The sequence below is a fragment of the Kitasatospora sp. cg17-2 genome (assembly GCF_054031055.1).
On record NZ_CM132923.1, the window covers coordinates 5,825,977 to 5,839,786 of the forward strand.

Consider the following 13,810-nt stretch of genomic DNA (forward strand, 5'->3'; position numbering starts at 1 on the left):
CCATGCCCTGGACCATCAGCAGTTCCCTCGACGACTTCCGCGCCCGGGCCGGCGGGTTCCTCGCCGCGCATCCGGCCGAGAACACCGTGCTGCTCACGATCACCGACCGGTTGGCGGCGAGCGGTCCGCACTACTACGGCGACGGCGTGCCGGTGTTCGGCTGGTGGCGCGCCGAGCCGGACGGGCCGGTCGTCGGCGCGTTCCTGTGGACGCCGCCGTTCGCCCCGCGGCTGGGTGCGATGCCGGAGTCGGCCGCGGCCGAGCTGGCCACCGAACTCGCTTCCGGGCCGGCCGGGTCCGCGGGGCTCACCAGTGCGGCCGGGGGCGCGACGGCGACGCTGGCCTTCGGGGCCGCCTGGGCCGCGGCCACCGGTACCACGAGCACCGTCGGGACGAACGAACGGCTCTACCGGCTCGGCGAGTTGGCCGATCCGCCGCGCCCGCCGGCCGGTCGGCCCCGGCTCGCCGGAGCGGCCGACCGCGAGCTGCTGATCCGCTGGTTCGCCGAGTTCGCCGAGGAGGTGGACATCCGGATCCCCAACGTCGCGACGGTGGTGGACGACCGGACCGCCGCCGGCCAGCTCCACCTGTGGGAGGACGGCGGGCGGCCGGTCGCGGTGGCGGGGGCCAGCGCGGTGATCGCCGGGATGTCGCGGATCGGTCCGGTCTACACCCCGGCCGACGCCCGGGGCCGGGGTTACGCCAGCGGCGTCACGGCGGCCGCCTCGGCCGCCGCCCTCGCCCAGGGGGCGGGGGAGGTGCTGCTCTACACCGATCTCGCCAATCCGACCAGCAACTCGATCTACCAGCAGATCGGCTACCGGCCGGTGGAGGACTGCGTGGAGCTGGTCTTCGGCGGCTGAGGCCCGCCGAGGGTGGAGGGACGGCGGTCGGCGGTCGGGGCCGCCGGGAACCGTCGGCGCCGGGCGGGCGTCGGACCGGTGGGGCGGGGCAGGGCGGCCGGAGGGGGCGCGAGGGTGGACGCGGTACTCGCACGGGCGGCCCGGCTGGGGCCGCTGGAGGTGGCGGCCGGAGCGCTGGCCGGCAATCTCGCGCTGTTCCTGGTGGCCCTGCTGGCCGGGGGCTGGCTGGTCCGCCGCTACGGCGACCGGCGGCTGACTCCGGCCCCCGCACCGCCGGACCGCCGGGAACGGCTGCTGACGGTCGTCGCCGTGCTGCTCAACTCGGCCCTGGGGGTGGTCGGCTGGCTGCTCTGGCGGGCGGGGTGGATCCGGCTCACCGCGGACACCGGGCCGAGGGTACTGGCCGACCTGCTGCTGTTCTCGCTGGTGATGGACGCGCTGATGTACGAGGGCCACTGGCTGGCCCACCGCCGCCGGCTCTACCGGCTGGCGCACGAGCTCCACCACGCCTACCCGGACCCGCGCCCGGCCACCCTGTTCGTGCTGCACCCGCTGGAGGTGCTGGGGTTCGGCGGGGCCTGGATCACGGTGCTCTGCCTCTGGCCGGGGATGTCCGCGGCGGCGCTGGCCGGCTACGTCGGCGTCAATCTGGTCTTCGGGCTGCTCGGACACCTCGGGGTGGAGCCGTTCCCGGTCCGGGTCCGGCGGCTGGCGGTGTTCCGCTGGGTGGCGCTGCCGATGTTCCACGTCGGCCACCACCGGGACCCCTCGGTCAACCTCGGCTTCTACACCACGGTCTGGGACCGGCTGTTCGGCACCGTCGACCCCCGCTACGACGCCCGCCGGCTGGCGGCGGACCCCGGCCGGTACGACCTGTAGCCGGTACGACCCGCAGGACCGGCGGCCGGTACCGCCTCCCGCCGGCGCGGTCCCGCTACTCCCAGTCCCAGCCGATGCCCAGGAGGCAGGGCCGCAGGGCGGTCGCGACCAGGTGGACGCAGTGGTGGCCGTCGAGGGTCAGCTCCTCGGTCTCGTAGGCCCGTTCGGCGGGGGAGTGCCGGGCGAAGCGGTGGCAGCGGACGGGAAGCGCCTCCGGGTGGAAGGTGACCTGGAGGACGTACTGCCCGGCGCCCGAGTTGAAGCCCCGGACGTACTCGCAGCTGGGCGTGGGGGACGGCGCGTCGTCGAAGCCGTAGCCGAGCAGATGGGTGTCGCCCGCGCGCAGCCGCCGGTCCAGCAGGAGTTCGGCGACCAGCAGGTCGTGGGCCTGGTCGCGGCGGATGCGGCCGGGGCGGCAGTTCTCCTCCGCGCGGACCCCGACCCGGGTGATGTCGCTGCCGGGGTCGCCCTGGTGGATGGCGAGGTAGCGGTCGATCCCGTCGCGGTGGGCGCGCAGGGCGTGCTGGGAGTCGCGGCGCCGCAGCTGGCGGTCGGCGCCGATCCGGATCCGTTCGATGTGGGTGATGGTGTGCAGGCCGGTGTCGCGCGGGCTGGACAGCTCGGTGAGCAGGTCGTCGACGGCGGTGGCCGGGCTGATGAGGTCGCGGTAGGGGCGGACGGGCGGGCCGGCCGGCTCGGCGGGTGCGCCGCGCCGGGGGCCCAGCAGTCTGGTGAGGGAGTGCGCGGGGAGGTCCAGGACCCGCTCCAACTCCCTGACGGCGCGCAGCGACTCGGGCCGCTCGGGGCGGCGGTGGCCCTGCTGCCAGTAGCTGAGGCTGGTGACCCCGATGTGGACGCCGCGCAGCGCGAGGTGGTCGCGGACCCGGTGCAGGGCGAGGCCCCGGACGGCGATGGCGGTGCGCAGGGCGAGGTGGAACGGGCCGGTCCGCAGCGCGGTGGCGAGGTCGGGGTGGTCGGTCCGCTGCATGCGGCCTCCTCGGGTGGCGGACGGGGCGGGCCCGGTCGGTCGTGAATATTCACATGTGGAGGGGGGTTTGTCACCGGTCGGGGCGTGACTGGCAGGGGTTCCCGGGCCGGCGTTCACAACGGGGGCGGGTGCGTTCACACCCGGCGGAAGGGGCGCCGAGGGGCGTTGACCGGCCATGTCAACAGCGCGATGCTCGGTGACGCGATCCGGACCGCACCCCCACACCTCTCGACTCCTCTGCCTGTCGCAAGGAGGAATTCCCCCATGTCAGTCGCACGGACACGCCTGCGGCGCACCGTCTCGGTGCTCGCACTCGGCGTCCTCGGCCCGGCGCTCAGCGTCGCGGCCGTCACCCCGGCCCAGGCCACCCCCACGGCCTCGTCCGTCTCCGTCCAGGCCCAGCGGGTACAGCCCGCCGCCGCGGGTGCCACGGCCGATCTGGCCGGCACCTTCAAGAAGCTCAACATCACGATGCAGCAGCAACAGCAGACCAACTGGTGCTGGGCGGCGAGCGGCAACACCATCGCCACCTGGTACGGCTACACCTACAGCCAGAACCAGTTCTGCAATGCCGCGTTCGGCCGTTCCACCAACTCCAGCTGCCCCAACAGCCAGGCCACGCTGGGTGATGTGCAGAACGGCCTGAGCTGGGTCGGCATCAACCCCGGCTCCTACGTCACCGGGTATCTGCGCTACACCACGGTGCAGACCGAGGTGAACGCCAACCGGCCGATCGAGACCCGGATCCAGTGGAGTTCCGGCGGCGGCCACATGCACGTGGTCTACGGGTTCGACACCTCCAACAACTGGGTCTACTGGGGCGACCCGTGGCCGTCCAACACCCGTTACAACTGGGCGGACTACAACTACTACGTGTCGAACGGCACGTTCTCCTGGACCCACTCCCTGTACCGGATCGGCGCGTGAGGGGCGACATGAGCAGCATGCGTGAGGCCGCGGCCGTCCGCGGCGCGACGGTCGTCCTGCTGGCGGCCGGCCTCGGTCTGGCCCTCGCCCCGGCCGCCTCCGCGGCCGGACCCGGCGGGGTGCCCGAGCCGGTGCCCGCGGCGGAGCTGGCCCAGGCCCGCGGCGCGGTGCAGAGTCCGGCGGTGCTGGACCAGGTGGGCCGGTTCTTCGCCCGCAAGGGCGCCCCGTCGACCGGGCAGCTCACGGTCGGGGCGGCCGAGGAGGCGTCGGGCGCGGCCGCCGCCGCACCCAGGCTGGCCGGTGACACCGTGCCGGTCTACCTGCTGGACGCGGGTTTCGTGTCCGGCTCCCCGGGCGCCCCGGTGGCCCGGGCCGAGTTCACCGCGAGCAAGGTGGTCGCGGCGGACGGTCAGACCGCCTCGGTCTGGACGGTCAAGCAGAACGGCGGCTGGCGGGTCGTCAACATCGCCACCGGCGGCGACGAGAGCGACTACGCGGCGCGGGCGGCGGCCGGCGGTGGCGGTACGGCGTTCCGCGAGCCGCAGATCAACGCCTGGTACGTGCTGCGGGACGGCCGGGTGCTGCCGCTGGACGACGAGGCGCGCCGCTCGGTGGGCGAGGCCGGGGTGAGCCTGGCCGCCTACCAGGGGCTGGTCCGGCAGCGCTACGGCGACAAGCTGCCCGGCTCGGCGTACGACCGGGCGGGCAAGGGCGGCGGCTACGAGCCCGGCGCCCCGCAGGCCGCCGGTCCGGTCAACGGCGGCAGCTCGTTGCCGGCCGTGACGGCGGCCGCGGCCCTGGGCGTCACCGCGCTCGCGGGCGCGGGCCTGGCGCTCCGGCGTCGGGTGGCGGTGCGCTCGGCGGATCCGCGCGGGTAGCGGATCGGGCCGGACGGCGGACCGGCGGCGGGGCGTTGAGCCCGGCCGCCGGTCCTGCCGTGCGTCACGCCTCGCTGAACCCGTCCTCCAGGATCGCGAAGGTGCGGTGGACGAGTTCGACGATGTCCTCGGTGCCGCCGCCCTCGGCCCACTGCAGCACGGTCTCGGTGGCGGCCCCGCCGATCGCGGCGGCGATGATCCGCATCGCGTAGGTGGGCTCCGGCACCCCGGCCCGCCGGGTCAGCGCGGTGAGGTAGAGCTGCTGGGACTCGTTGCCGCTGTCGATCATCCGGGCGCGCAGCGCGGGCACGTCCTTGGTCAGCCGCAGCCGGACGAGCAGTTCCTCGCGCTCGTGCTCCAGCAGTTGCCGCAGCAGCCCGATCAGGGCCTCCCGGCAGGACCGAAGGAACGGTTCGCCCTCGGGACGGGAGAGCAGGGCGTCGATCATCGCGGGGTCGTACTCGTCGGTGAGGACGAGGTCCTCCTTGGTGGCGAAGTACCGGAAGAAGGTGGACGGGGAGACCTCGGCGGCGGCCGCGATCTGGTCGACCGTGGTGTTCTCGTAGCCCTGTGCGGCGATCAGCCGGTAGGCCTCGCGCCGGATGGTCTGGCGGGTCTTCAGCTTCTTCCGCTCGCGCAGCGACAGCGGCGCCTCCAGCATCGCCTGGATCGGGTTGCCCGGTCCGGCCGGAGGTGCCGTTGCCGACTGCGGTGCGCTCATGTCTTCGATTATCCGTGATCGGTCGCGGGCACGACGGTCTGCCCGGGCTCTCCCGGTTCCCCGGCGGTCGCGGCCGGTCCCGCGGCGGCCCCGACGGCGGCCCCCGCCGGTTCGGCGGCCGGCATCCGCAGCGCCACCAGCACCGCCGACAGCACCGCGATCACCCCCGAGACCAGCAGCACGACCGTCATCCCGTGCACGTAGGCGCCGTGCGCCGAGGCGGCCAGGGCGGGGTCACCGGTCGCGGCGGCGACCGCGTCGGCGGCGACCACCGAGCGTCCGGCCCGCTCGGCCGCGCCCGCCGCGAGCCCGCCGGTGTCCAGCGCCCCCCGGTAGGAATTGGCCAGCAGGCTGCCGAAGACGGCCACCCCGATCGCGCCGCCGACCTGGCGGAAGGTCTGCAGCAGCCCCGAGCCGACGCCGGCCCGGGCGGGCGGCAGGGTGAGCAGGGCGGTGGCCTGCGCGGTGATCAGGGACAGGCCCATGCCGACCCCGAGCAGGGTGAGCCAGACCGCGGCGAGGGCGTAGCCGTCCGAGACCTCGGTGCGGCTGCCGAGGAGCAGCGCGCCGGCCAGCAGGGCCAGCCCGAGCACGATCACGGCCCTGGGGCCGGTCCTGGCGACGAGCCGGTCGCTGAGCCGGGCGGCCACCATCAGGCCGAGCATCATCGGCATCAGCCGCAGACCGGTACCGAAGGCGTCGGCGCCGAGGACGCTCTGGAAGTACAGCGGGAGGACGAAGAAGGCGCCGAACAGCACCAGTGAGACCAGCGTCGCGGCCACCGTCGACCAGCGGAAGCCGCCGTCGGCGAGCAGGTTCAGGTCGAGCATCGGGTCCTGCTGCCGTCGGCTGCGCAGCACCAGCGCGGTGAGCGCGACCAGCGCGCCGCCGACCGTGCCGAGCACCAGCGGGTCGCTCCAGCCGCGCTCGGGGCTCTCGATGATGCCGTAGGTGAGCGCGGCCAGTCCGCCCGCGCCGAGCAGGGTGGCGGACAGGTCGATCCGGGGCGCGGCCGGGTTGCGGGTCTCCGGCAGCAGCAGGGTGCAGGCGGTGATGCCGATCACGACCAGCGGCAGGTTGATCGCGAAGATCGCGCCCCACCAGAAGTGCTGGAGCAGGAATCCGCCGATCAGTGGGCCGAGCGGGGTGCCGACGGCCAGCGAGGCGGCCAGGATCGCGGTGGCGCGGCGCTGCTCGGCGGGCGGGAAGAGGCCGGGGATCACCGCCATGGACATCGGCATGACGAGCGCGCCGGCCAGGCCCATCGCGGCCCGGGCGGCGATCAGGGTGCCCGGGCTGTCGGCCAGCATGCCGACGGCGGAGGCGAGGCCGAACAGGGCGAGGCCCAGGGTGAGGGTGAAGCGGCGGCCGAAGCGGTCGCCGATCAGACCGGCCGGGAGCATCACGGCGGCGAACACCACGGTGTAGGAGTCGACGATCCACTGCTGCTGCCCGGTGGTGGCCTGGAGCTGCGAGGCGAGCGTGGGCAGGGCCACGTTCAGGACCGTCATGTCGAAGCTGATCACCAGGACGCTGAGCGCGACCGCGACGAGGGCGAGCCAGCGGCGCGGGTCCGGCCCGGGTGGGGCCGCCTGGTCGGTGGGTGGGGTGGACACGGGAACCTCCGGGGCCTGCGAAGGGAGTCACTGTCAAATGACAGTAACTCTCAAAAGATGGGCTCCGTCAATGCCGGATCATGGCAGCCGGTCGACTACTCTCCGTGATGTGTCCTGGAAGTGCGCGTTCCGCACGGGGAATTGACGCAACGTTGATCTGTCGTTCGCCGCTTTCGGGCGGTTACGGGTGACTGTCGGTAGATACCATGTGGCCGTCGGTCAGTGCTGGCCGGTGCGTGCCGAGAGCGGAGAAGGGGTGGGGCGGCACGGGCCGACCACGAGCCCGGCGCAGGAAGGGGAAGCCGAAATGGCCGATCGGGAGTCGGGCGCCCAGATCTGGGGCGCCGCAGTGGTGGTGGCCTCGGCGCTGGCCGTGGTCGCGGCCTATCTGATCAACGGCGCCGCGCTGGTGCTGGTGGTCGCCGGGGTCGAGGTGCTGCTGTTGATGGTGTACGTGGGCCGACGCTGGCAGCTGCTCCGGCAGCCGCCCCGGCCGGACCGCCGGACGGCGCCGAAGGGCCACCGGACGGCGAGCGGCACCGTGGACGCCGCGCACTGCGAGCGCTGCCGCCGGGCCAGGGAGGCGATCGACGCGCGGCAGGCCGGGCGCCAGCCGCGGACCCCGCACGCGCACGACCGTCACGACCACTACGACCACTACGACCGGTCGCGCGAGCGCCGGCGCGAGGGGCCGCGCGGATCGCACGAGCGCGGGTCCCACGAGCACGGGTCCCACGAGCGCGGCTCGCACGAGCACACGCCGCACGACCGGGCGCCGCACGAGCGCCCGGTCCGCGAGTGGACAGCGGAACGGGCGGCCGTCCGGTCGCACGACCGGTCGACCGCCCGTCATGGGGCGCCGGGCTCAGCCGGCCGCGCTGTAGGCCACCAGTGAGACGCCGACGTACTGGGTGACGAAGGCCCCGAGGGTGAAGGCGTGGAACACCTCGTGGAAGCCGAACCGGCTCGGTGACGGATCGGGCCGCTTGAGCCCGTACACCACGCCGCCGATGCTGTAGAGCACTCCGCCGACGATCATCAGCACGATCACCGCGACCCCGCCCGAGTGCAGGAAGTCCGGCAGGAAGAACACGGCGGCCCAGCCCAGCGCGATGTACACCGGCGTGTACAGCCAGCGCGGCGCGCCGACCCAGAAGACCCGGAACGCGATCCCCGCCAGCGCACCGCCCCAGGCCACCCAGAGCAGCACCTGCCGGGCGGCGCCGTCCAGCAGCAGGATGGTGAACGGCGTGTAGGTGCCGGCGATGATCAGGAAGATGTTCGCGTGGTCCAGTCGGCGCAGGATCGCGTCTCCGCGCGGACCCCAGGTGAACCGGTGGTAGACCGCGCTGACCCCGAAGAGCAGCCAGGCGCTGGCCGAGTAGATCGCGCACGCGACTCTCGCGGGCCCGGGTTCGGCCAGGCAGATCAGCACGATCCCGGCGGCCACGGTCGCGGGGAACATTCCGGCGTGCAGCCAGCCGCGCCACTTCGGCTTGAGCGGCGCACGCTCCGCGCTCTCCAGGAGCTCTGCAGTCATGAGCCGCATGCTACCCGCTACCTACGGATCCGTAGGTTACCCAGTCGTAGGAAGTGGCGCTCATCACGACTTGGACGTTTTGGAGTATTGGTGGAGGGGGTGAAGGGGGGTCGAAGCCCCTCGGGGTGCACTGATACTGGCTGGTAATCATCCTTACTGTAGTAAAAGATGCGTCAACTTTGCCTTCTTGCCGCGTTCCGGCCCGAGGTGCGGAGCTACGCTGCAAGCACCCTCAACCCCCGCTACGCCGTCTCCCCGCCGGGATGGCGTGAAACGGAGCGATCGTGTCGAACGAGAACTCGGCTGCTCTCAGCGCCGCGCCGACCCGCCACCAGCGCCTGCTGGCGTGGGTGCGCGAGATCGCGGAGATCACCCAGCCGGACCGCGTCGAATGGTGCGACGGTTCCGAGGAGGAGTACCAGCGCCTCGCGGACCTGCTCGTCGCCCAGGGCACTTTCAAGAAGCTCAACGAGGACAAGCGACCCAACTCCTACTACGCCGCCTCCGACCCGACGGACGTGGCGCGCGTCGAGGACCGCACCTTCATCTGCTCCGAGCAGGAGAAGGACGCCGGCCCGACCAACCACTGGAAGGCCCCCGCCGAGATGCGGGAGATCTTCCAGGGCGAGCAGGGCCTGTTCCGCGGCGCCATGAAGGGCCGCACCATGTACGTCGTCCCGTTCTCGATGGGCCCGGTCGGCTCCCCGCTGGCCGCGTACGGCGTCGAGATCACCGACTCCGCCTACGTCGCGGTGTCGATGCGCGTGATGACCCGCATGGGCCGCGCGGTGCTGGACCAGCTCGGCGAGGACGGCGACTTCGTCAAGGCCGTGCACACCGTCGGCGCCCCGCTGGCCGAGGGCCAGGCGGACGTGCCGTGGCCGTGCAGCAGCACCAAGTACATCTCGCACTTCCCGGAGAGCCGCGAGATCTGGTCCTTCGGCTCCGGCTACGGCGGCAACGCCCTGCTGGGTAAGAAGTGCTACGCGCTGCGCATCGCCTCGACCATGGCCCGCGACGAGGGCTGGCTGGCCGAGCACATGCTGATCCTCAAGCTCACCCCGCCGTCCGGCGAGGTCAAGTACGCGGCCGCCGCCTTCCCGTCGGCCTGCGGCAAGACCAACCTGGCGATGCTCCAGCCCACCATCCCGGGCTGGAAGGTCGAGACGATCGGCGACGACATCGCCTGGATGCGCTTCGGCGCCGACGGCCGCCTGTACGCCATCAACCCCGAGGCCGGCTTCTTCGGTGTCGCGCCGGGCACCGGTGTCGACACCAACGCCAACGCGATCGAGACCCTCTGGGGCAACACCGTCTTCACCAACGTCGCGCTCACCGACGACGGCGACGTGTGGTGGGAGGGCCTCACCGACGAGAAGCCGGCCCACCTGATCGACTGGCGGGGCGACGACTGGACGCCGGAGTCCGGCACCCCGGCGGCCCACCCGAACGCCCGCTTCGCCGTCCCGGCCGCGCAGTGCCCGACCATCGCCCCCGAGTGGGAGGACCCGGCGGGTGTGCCGATCTCGGCGATCCTGTTCGGCGGCCGCCGGGCCACCGCCGTCCCGCTGGTGACCGAGTCCCGCGACTGGCAGCACGGTGTCTTCCTGGGCGCCAACATCGCCTCCGAGAAGACCGCCGCCGCCGAGGGCACCGTCGGCGAGCTGCGTCGCGACCCGTTCGCGATGCTGCCGTTCTGCGGCTACAACATGGGTGACTACTTCGCCCACTGGCTGAAGATCGGCGCCGCGGCCGACGCCGCCAAGCTGCCGAAGATCTACTACGTGAACTGGTTCCGCAAGAACGCCGACGGCCAGTTCGTCTGGCCGGGCTACGGCGAGAACAGCCGCGTGCTCAAGTGGATCGTCGAGCGCCTGGAGGGCAAGGGCGAGGGCGTCGAGACCCCGATCGGCGTGCTGCCGACCGTCGAGGGCTTCGACCTCGACGGCCTGGAGCTGTCGAAGGAGGACCTCGACCTGCTCTTCACCGTCGACGCCGACATCTGGCGTCAGGAGGCCGCGCTCGTCCCGGCGCACCTGGAGATGTTCGGTGAGCACACGCCCACCGAGCTGTGGGACGAGTACCGAGACCTGGTCGCCCGCCTCGGCTGAGCCTGAGCCTCAGCAGGAGCGGTAGAGAGGCCGGTGTGCCGCACGAAACGCGCACCGGTCAGCGACAGGACGGCCGGAGACCCGACGGACGATCTTTCCCCGACCAAGGAGATCGCCCGACCGGGACTCCGGCCGTAGCGTTTTTCCGGGTGTCCCGGCACGCGCCGCGGCCGGGCGCGCTACGGCCGGGCGCGCGCTACGGCTGGGCGTAGCCGCTCAGGAAGACGCCGATCCGGGTCACCGCGTCGGTGATCTCCTCCGCGCGCGGCAGGGTGACCAGCCGGAAGTGGTCCGGCTCGGGCCAGTTGAAGCCGGAGCCCTGGACCAGCAGGATCCGCTCGGCCCGCAGCAGGTCGAGCACCATCCGGGCGTCGTCCTTGATCTTGAACACCTTCGGGTCCAGCCGGGGGAAGGCGTACAGCGCGCCCCTCGGCTTCACGCAGCTGACCCCGGGGATCTCGTTGAGCAGCCGGTACGCGGCGTCCCGGGACTCCAGCAGCCGCCCGCCGGGCAGCACCAGGTCCTTGATCGACTGCCGCCCGCCGAGCGCCGCCGCCACCGCGTGCTGGGCCGGCATGTTGGCGCACAGTCGCATCGAGGCCAGCACGGTCAGGCCCTCGATGTAGCTGCGGGCCCGGGTGCGCTCCCCGGAGAGCACCATCCAGCCCGAGCGGAAGCCCGCCACCCGGTAGGACTTGGACATGCCGTTGAAGGTGACGCAGAACAGGTCGGGGGCCAGGGTGGCCAGCGGGACGTGCTCGGCGTCGTCGTAGAGGATCTTGTCGTAGATCTCGTCCGCGTAGATCACCAGCTGGTGCCGGCGGGCGATCCCGACCAGCCCCTCCAGCACCTCGCGCGGGTAGACCGCGCCGGTGGGGTTGTTCGGGTTGATCACCACCATCGCCCTGGTCCGGTCGGTGACCTTGGCCTCGACGTCGGCCAGGTCCGGGTACCAGTCGGACTGCTCGTCGCAGCGGTAGTGCACGGCGGTGCCGCCGGCCAGCGAGACGGAGGCCGTCCACAGCGGGTAGTCCGGGGCGGGGACGAGCACCTCGTCGCCGTCGTCCAGCAGCGCGGTCATCGCCAGCTGGATCAGCTCGGAGACGCCGTTGCCGAGGAAGACGTCCTCGACCGTCAGACCGTGCAGCCCGCGCTCCTCGTACTGCATCACCACGGCGCGGCGGGCGGAGAGCAGCCCCTTGGAGTCGCCGTACCCGTGCGCGGAGGAGAGGTTGCGCAGGATGTCCTGGAGGATCTCCGGCGGTGCGTCGAAACCGAACAGCGCCGGATTGCCGGTGTTGAGCTTCAGGATGCGGTGGCCCTGTTCCTCCAGCCGCATCGCCTCGTCGAGGACCGGACCGCGGATGTCGTAGCAGACATTGGCGAGCTTGCTGGACTGGATGACCTGCATGCCTGCCTACTTTAGGGGCACGAACGGGCGGTCCGGCGCGTGTCGTGGGACACCCGCCGGACCGCCCGGACGCTGCTGTTCCGCTACCCCTTCGATCGGGAGGCGGAGACCTCAGCCGGCCTTCCAGATCAGCGGCTGGGTGTCCAGAACGCTACCGAAGACGAGGAACTGCGGCGGGGTGCCGTCCGGAACGAGATAGACGGCACACTGCTGCTGGGTCTCGCCGTCGGCCAGGGTGCCCGGCTTCTTGCCGGAGTCGCACTGCGGGATCGACCTCAGGATGGTGGGAGCGGACAGGATGCCGGTGCCCTTGGGCTCGGTCTGCACCTTGAACCGCATCATGAAGTACTCGTCCTGCAGCGGGGCGCCGGTCCGGTTGGTGAAGTTGACCGTCACGTAGTACGGGGTCTTGCCCGCGGTGTCGGCCGGCTTCCAGTTGTACGGCGCGATCTCCGCCGCGGTGCCCTTGACCACCGAGACCGGGGTGACGTCGGCCTTGGTCTTGCCGAGGTAGCTGCCGGTGGCGGTGGGCGCGAGCGGGTTCTCGAAGGTGATCTTGCTGCCGCCGCCGCCGGCCCCGCCGATCGGGTTGCCGCTGGTCGCGGCCGAGGGCAGGCCGCCGGCGGTCGGGCTGCCGCCGCCGGCCGCGCCGCCCGCCGCACCGGCCGCGGGGGCCGAGGTCGGGGCGGCGGCCGTCGGGGCCGCGGTGATCCCGCCCGCCGGGGCCGAGGTGGGCGCGGCGCCGGTCGGGGCCGCGGAGCCGCCGCCCGCCGGGGCGGAGGTCGGGGCGGCGGTGACGGCCGGGTCGTCGTTCTCCGGGCCGCAGGCGGTCAGCGCGAGTGCGAGCGCGGCCACCGGAACGGCCGCGCGCAGAGTGTTCCGAAGCTTCGTCAAGGTGTGTCTCCCCCGTGGATGATGTGGTCGGTGCGGCGCCGCGGGTCCGAGGATCCGGGGTGCCGTCAGTGTCGGACGCGGACGGTGTCCGGTCGGTTCCGGAGCGGAACCCGCCGGATCGTACCGTCACCGGAGGAGGAGAGGGCAAGCCGTGATCGCGATCGTGCTGGGGGCGGTCCTGGCGGGGCTGTTGGTGGCACCGGCCCTGCGCGGACTGGTGGTGCGGTACGCCGTGCCCGAGGAGCAGCCCTGGTGCCTGGCCTGTCCGGCCTGCGGGCGCGCCGTGCGCGGACTGCCGCCCACCGGCGGCTGCCCGGGCTGCCGGACCGGACTCGGCCCGGGCCCGTGGCGGGTGGAGGCGGTCACCGCCGCCGCGGCCGCCGCCGCGCTCAGCGCGGCCCACCCGGCGGACGCGGTGCTGCTGCTCTGGCTGGCCGGCCCCGGCGTGGTGCTCGGCTTCACCGACGCCCGGGTGCACCGGCTGCCGTACCCGCTGACCTGGACGCTGGCGGCGGGCCTCGCGCTGCTGCTGACGGTGCTGGAGCTGGTGGGCGGCAGCCCGTGGACGCTGCTGCGCTGCCTGCTGGTGGCGCTCGTCGCCGGGGTGCTGTTCGAAGTCCCGGTCCAGCTGGGGCGGATGGGCCCGGGGGACACCGTGCTGGCGCTCGGCCTGGGGGCGCTGCTCGGCCGGTACGGCTGGTCCGCCGCGCTGGCCGGCCTGGCCGCCTTCGTGCTGCTGGCCGGGCTCTGGTCGGTCGGCGTCCTGCTGGTGGCCCTGGTGCGGCGCCGGCCGGTGCGGGGCCGGGAGGTGCCGCTGGGTCCGTTCATGCTGCTCGGCACCCTGGTGGCGGTGCTCGGGCACTCGGGCTGAGTCACGGGGACCGGGGCCGGGTCGCGGGGCGGGTCCGTGCCGGGGCGCGGGGACCGGGCCCGCCCGGATCCACCGGGGAACGCGGACGGGCCCGCCGTACCGGTCGGGTAC

The 13,810-nt window shown here is 73.1% G+C and carries 13 protein-coding genes; 7 read left to right on the forward strand and 6 right to left on the reverse strand.

The annotated features are described in order from the left end of the window. The first annotated feature begins 2 nt into the window (after window positions 1–2). Window positions 3–863 (forward strand): GNAT family N-acetyltransferase, encoded by an 861-nt coding sequence (locus ACW14Y_RS24600; RefSeq protein ID WP_380309593.1) that lies wholly within the window; start codon window positions 3–5, stop codon window positions 861–863. A 114-nt stretch (window positions 864–977) separates the two neighbouring features. Then, window positions 978–1,742 (forward strand): sterol desaturase family protein, encoded by a 765-nt coding sequence (locus tag ACW14Y_RS24605; RefSeq protein WP_456983567.1) that lies wholly within the window; start codon window positions 978–980, stop codon window positions 1,740–1,742. A gap of 55 nt (window positions 1,743–1,797) precedes the next feature. Here the strand turns inward: ACW14Y_RS24605 and ACW14Y_RS24610 are convergent, their stop codons facing one another. After that, window positions 1,798–2,730 (reverse strand): hypothetical protein, encoded by a 933-nt coding sequence (locus ACW14Y_RS24610; RefSeq protein ID WP_266271253.1) that lies wholly within the window; start codon window positions 2,728–2,730, stop codon window positions 1,798–1,800. 264 nt (window positions 2,731–2,994) lie between these two features. Between ACW14Y_RS24610 and ACW14Y_RS24615 the strand changes: the two genes are divergently transcribed. Next, the gene (locus tag ACW14Y_RS24615) at window positions 2,995–3,657 is read left to right on the forward strand and encodes a papain-like cysteine protease family protein (protein WP_456983569.1); all 663 of its coding nucleotides are present in this window, start codon (window positions 2,995–2,997) and stop codon (window positions 3,655–3,657) included. An 8-nt stretch (window positions 3,658–3,665) separates the two neighbouring features. Next, the gene (locus ACW14Y_RS24620; RefSeq protein ID WP_456983571.1) at window positions 3,666–4,535 is read left to right on the forward strand and encodes a hypothetical protein; all 870 of its coding nucleotides are present in this window, start codon (window positions 3,666–3,668) and stop codon (window positions 4,533–4,535) included. Between the two features lie 64 nt (window positions 4,536–4,599). Here ACW14Y_RS24620 and ACW14Y_RS24625 read toward each other — a convergent pair whose 3' ends face one another. Together ACW14Y_RS24625 and ACW14Y_RS24630 are read right to left on the reverse strand one after the other, a co-directional pair. Continuing rightward, window positions 4,600–5,256, reverse strand: a complete 657-nt coding sequence (locus ACW14Y_RS24625) for a TetR/AcrR family transcriptional regulator (RefSeq protein WP_456983572.1) — start codon at window positions 5,254–5,256, stop codon at window positions 4,600–4,602. An 8-nt stretch (window positions 5,257–5,264) separates the two neighbouring features. Next, a complete protein-coding gene (locus ACW14Y_RS24630; protein ID WP_456983573.1) occupies window positions 5,265–6,872 on the reverse strand; it encodes an MFS transporter in 1,608 nt (535 codons plus the stop codon). Window positions 6,873–7,179: 307 nt separating this feature from the next. On the opposite strand from ACW14Y_RS24630, the gene ACW14Y_RS24635 reads away from it, so the two are divergent. Next, window positions 7,180–7,767, forward strand: a complete 588-nt coding sequence (locus tag ACW14Y_RS24635; RefSeq protein WP_456983574.1) for a hypothetical protein — start codon at window positions 7,180–7,182, stop codon at window positions 7,765–7,767. Here ACW14Y_RS24635 and trhA read toward each other — a convergent pair. Further along, window positions 7,738–8,412, reverse strand: coding sequence for a PAQR family membrane homeostasis protein TrhA (gene trhA, locus ACW14Y_RS24640; RefSeq protein WP_380309583.1), 675 nt, complete (start codon window positions 8,410–8,412; stop codon window positions 7,738–7,740). The genes ACW14Y_RS24635 and trhA overlap by 30 nt on opposite strands. Before the next feature lie 284 nt (window positions 8,413–8,696). Between trhA and ACW14Y_RS24645 the strand changes: the two genes are divergently transcribed. After that, the gene (locus tag ACW14Y_RS24645) at window positions 8,697–10,523 is read left to right on the forward strand and encodes a phosphoenolpyruvate carboxykinase (GTP) (protein WP_380309581.1); all 1,827 of its coding nucleotides are present in this window, start codon (window positions 8,697–8,699) and stop codon (window positions 10,521–10,523) included. Between the two features lie 196 nt (window positions 10,524–10,719). Here the strand turns inward: ACW14Y_RS24645 and ACW14Y_RS24650 are convergent, their stop codons facing one another. Both ACW14Y_RS24650 and ACW14Y_RS24655 read right to left on the reverse strand, forming a co-directional pair. Continuing rightward, complete coding sequence (locus tag ACW14Y_RS24650; protein WP_380309579.1) at window positions 10,720–11,934, reverse strand: pyridoxal phosphate-dependent aminotransferase; 1,215 nt, start codon at window positions 11,932–11,934, stop codon at window positions 10,720–10,722. A 111-nt stretch (window positions 11,935–12,045) separates the two neighbouring features. Next, window positions 12,046–12,828, reverse strand: a complete 783-nt coding sequence (locus ACW14Y_RS24655) for a hypothetical protein (protein WP_380384868.1) — start codon at window positions 12,826–12,828, stop codon at window positions 12,046–12,048. A gap of 151 nt (window positions 12,829–12,979) precedes the next feature. Between ACW14Y_RS24655 and ACW14Y_RS24660 the strand changes: the two genes are divergently transcribed. Then, a complete protein-coding gene (locus ACW14Y_RS24660) occupies window positions 12,980–13,699 on the forward strand; it encodes a prepilin peptidase (protein WP_456983575.1) in 720 nt (239 codons plus the stop codon). The last annotated feature ends 111 nt before the right edge of the window (window positions 13,700–13,810 follow it).